Origin of the sequence: Streptomyces sp. NPDC052107, assembly GCF_040680215.1 — a bacterium.
Taxonomy (GTDB): domain Bacteria; phylum Actinomycetota; class Actinomycetes; order Streptomycetales; family Streptomycetaceae; genus Streptomyces.
On the sequence record NZ_JBFAWG010000220.1, the window covers coordinates 1 to 3283 of the forward strand.

Annotated in this window: 5 protein-coding genes; 1 reads left to right on the plus strand and 4 read right to left on the minus strand. The window is 67.2% G+C overall.

Features of this window, described 5'->3' with window-relative positions:
* Positions 1-98: 98 nt before the first annotated feature.
* From AB0M27_RS47075 to AB0M27_RS47090, 4 genes are all read right to left on the minus strand, one after another.
* Positions 99-311 (minus strand): integrase core domain-containing protein, encoded by a 213-nt coding sequence (locus tag AB0M27_RS47075; RefSeq protein ID WP_365732359.1) that lies wholly within the window; start codon positions 309-311, stop codon positions 99-101.
* Between the two features lie 80 nt (positions 312-391).
* The gene (locus tag AB0M27_RS47080) at positions 392-1888 is read right to left on the minus strand and encodes an IMP dehydrogenase (protein ID WP_365732355.1); all 1497 of its coding nucleotides are present in this window, start codon (positions 1886-1888) and stop codon (positions 392-394) included.
* Positions 1889-2097: 209 nt separating this feature from the next.
* Positions 2098-2757 carry a hypothetical protein gene (locus tag AB0M27_RS47085; RefSeq protein ID WP_365732356.1) on the minus strand — a complete coding sequence of 220 codons (660 nt, stop codon included), beginning with the start codon at positions 2755-2757 and terminating at the stop codon, positions 2098-2100.
* Positions 2754-2909 (minus strand): hypothetical protein, encoded by a 156-nt coding sequence (locus tag AB0M27_RS47090; RefSeq protein WP_365732357.1) that lies wholly within the window; start codon positions 2907-2909, stop codon positions 2754-2756. The genes AB0M27_RS47085 and AB0M27_RS47090 overlap by 4 nt, the downstream gene beginning before the upstream one ends.
* Here AB0M27_RS47090 and AB0M27_RS47095 point away from each other — a divergent pair.
* Positions 2902-3135 (plus strand): hypothetical protein, encoded by a 234-nt coding sequence (locus AB0M27_RS47095; protein ID WP_365732358.1) that lies wholly within the window; start codon positions 2902-2904, stop codon positions 3133-3135. The two genes, AB0M27_RS47090 and AB0M27_RS47095, sit on opposite strands and share 8 nt — an antisense overlap.
* Positions 3136-3283: the final 148 nt, after the last annotated feature.

A 3283-nucleotide genomic window follows, 5' to 3' on the forward strand; every position in this document is an offset into this window, starting at 1 on the left:
GTGTGGCGCGTCATGATCGCCGACGAACGAAGAGCCAAGTCCCTTCCCGACCAGGCGGCTTGACAAGACACAGAGGCACCCCGGGTTCGGTAGAGATCTCAGATTGTGGTTGTGACCTGGGGCTTCGTGAGTGCCGTGTAGTAGTTGGCTTCGTACTCGACGGGCGGGATATGGCCTATCTCACCGTGGAGTCGGCGGTGGTTGTACCAGTCGCCCCATTCGGCGGTGGCCAGCTCGACCTGGGAGAGCGTCTTCCAGGGCCGCTGGGGCTTGATCAACTCAGTTTTGGTGTATCCCGAGACGCTTCGCAGCCTTGGACATCCGCAGCAACTCCATGCACAGAACTATACGAGCACAACACTCGGGATAGCTAATGAAGTTGTTGAGCCTCTCAGCCGACGGTCGCCGGGGTGTCCCGCAGGGTGACGTTGGCGTGGCTCTCCTGAAAGCTCTGGTCGGAGACCAGAGTCAGCCTTGCCGTGGACTGGAACTCCGGAAGAGTGGTGGAACCGCAGGACACCATCGTGGTCTTGAGCTTGGCGATGGTCACGGCGAGCCCTTCGTTCAAGTCGCCGGCGTAGGGGACGTAGCCGTCGACACCTTCTTCGAAGATCAGGCCCTGGCCTCCTTGTCCGTAGCGCTGCCAGTTACGGGCGCGGTTCGAGCCCTCGCCCCAGTACTCCTTCACGAAGCCGTCCCGGGTGGGGAGCTTCGCCCCGGACGCCTGGTCGAAGCGGGCGAAGTAACGCCCCATCATGACGAAGTCGGCTCCCATCGCCAGCGCCAGGGCCACGTGGTAGTCGTGCACCAGCCCGCCGTCAGAGCAGATCGGCACGTACTCGCCGGTGCGATCACGGAAGGCGTCCCGGGCGGCGGCGACGTCCAGCACCGCGCTCGCCTGGCCGCGGCCGATGCCCTTCTGATCGCGGGTGATGCAGATGGAGCCGCCGCCCACGCCGACCTTGACGAAGTCCGCACCGGCCTCGGCGAGGAAGGTGAACGCCTCGCCGTCGACCACGTTGCCGCCGCCGGTCGGGATCTCCGGGTAGTGCTTCTTCACCCAGTTCAGGGCTTGTGCCTGCCAGTCGCTGTAGCCGTCGGAGGAGTCGAAGCACAGGGCGTCGGCGCCAGCCTCCAGCAGGGCGGGAACGCGCTCTTGGTAGTCGTGGGTGTTGATGCCCGCGCCCACGTGCAGGCGCTTGGCGCTGTCGACGGCTTGGTTCGGGAAGCGCTTGTTGTCCGTGTAGTCGGACCGGAAGACCAGGTACTGCAGGTGCCCGTCGGCGTCGAGCACGGGGAGGCAGTCGAGCCGTTGGTCCCACAGTCGGGCGTTGGCTTCGGAGAGCGTGGTGTCGGCTGCGGCGTGAGGGAGGTCGGCGATGGCGGTCATCCGACCGCTCACCGGTCCGTCGAGGTCGTGGCGCTGGGGGTGGAAGTCGCGGGAGGTCACCAGGCCGAGCAGGCGGCCGGTGGCGGTGCCGTCGTGGGTGACTGCGGCGGTGCTGTGACCGGTGCGTTGCATGACGGCGACCAGGTGGCTCAGGCTGTCGTCGGGGCGGACGTTGGTGTCGCTGGTGACGAATCCGGCCTTGAAGTTCTTCACCTGGCGGACGGCTGCGGCCTGGTCCTGGATGGACTGGTTGTGGTGCAGGAAGCTCAGACCGCCGTTGCGTGCGAGTGCGATGGCGAGTTCCGGTGTGCTGACAGCCTGCATGATCGCGGACGTGAACGGAGAGCCGAGTTCGATCGCCGACTGCTCCCCGACGACGTGCCGAACCAGGGGCGTGCGCAGGTTGACCGTCGCGGGCGAGCAGTCGGTCCGGGTTCGGTTGGGCAAGAGAAGAAACTCGTTGAACGTCCTTGAGACCTCGGCGATGATCTGTGCCACTCGTTCCTCCTGACCTGTCGACCGGAACCCGACTGCCCGGCCGTGAAGGCCGCCCCGTGTCCCAAGACTCGGGCAGGCAGGTGCCGGCATGGCAGCTGCGGAGGTGCCACGAGCTGCGGCAGAGCCCTGACCTGCCCGTGGTCGAACCGGGTGCGGTCGTGACCTGGCACCCTATCGACTGCCCCGCCGCTGCACGAATCTTGTCGTCTTTACCGGTGGTCGCCAGTGGCGGGTGACTCCCTCTGGTCCTCGGCTCGTGCCGCGAGGTACTCGGCCCAGTCGCGCCTGGCGTAGGCGACCCAGCGGATCGCGGTGTGGCGGTGTATGCCGGTCAGGTCGGCGAGGATCGGGCTGGGGAGATCGGCGGCGAGCGCGGCGAGGGCGGAGTTGCGGGCCGCGCGGACCGAGATCCCGTGCCGGTTGAGCTTCTGCGTCATGGCGTGGGTCGAGGTGGGCTTTCCTGGGACCAAGCCCGGGAACAGCGGCCGGGGACCCGGGGTGGCCTGCGCGAACAGAGCTCGTGAGCCGGGCAAGGGCCCTTCTGCCAACTGCTGCAGCAGCCCGGCCAGTCGTGGGTGCAGTAGGACAGGGTGAGGGCCGAGCATCAGGTGGGTGTGCTTTCCACCGACCTGCAGGTGGTCCGGCGTCAGATTGCAGAGCCGCTCGGTGGACGGACCGAAGAGCAGGGTGATCGCGCCGGCGGCTCGGACGTCCAGGGGCAGGGTGTCGTCGGTGAGACAGCGCTGGAGGAGGCGCCAGCGGTCGTCCTCGTCGAGCAGGACCTGGGGTTCTTGCTGCGGGATGGAGGGGACGGTGAGCTTGCGGGTGAGCTCGCGGCTCGCGGTCCAGCTCAGGAAGTACCGGATCAAGTAGCGCCGTTGCTGCCGCCGGTTTGCCGGACGCCGTCCTCGACGGTGAGCCCGTCGCGGTCCTCAACGACGGCTCCGGCGTGGCCTTCGACCGGCTGCAGAGCCGAGCTGGACGCCGCGGCCCGCGACTCGGCGCCGACTTCAGTGTCCACGTGGCAACTCTTCGACGTCCTCGCCGTCGGCGACATCGACTGGCGACCCCGCCCGTATGCCGAGCGCCGCACCGAGCTGCTGCGTCTCCTGGAGGACGGCCCGGCCACTCTGCGCGCGGTGCCGACCACCGAGGACCGTGGGCAAGCCCTCAAATGGGTCGGAGTACTCGCGGGCGTGGAAGGCTCAACAACTTCGTTAGCTATCGCGGGTGTTGTGCTCGTATAGTTCTGTGCATGGAGTTGCTGCGGTTGTCCAAGGCTGCGAAGTGTCTCGGGATGCACCCGTTGACGCTTCGTCAGTGGGCGTTGGACGGCAGGATCCCGTTCACGTGGGTCGGCTGTGAGCGCCGGTTCTCCTCGGTGGACGTGGAGAA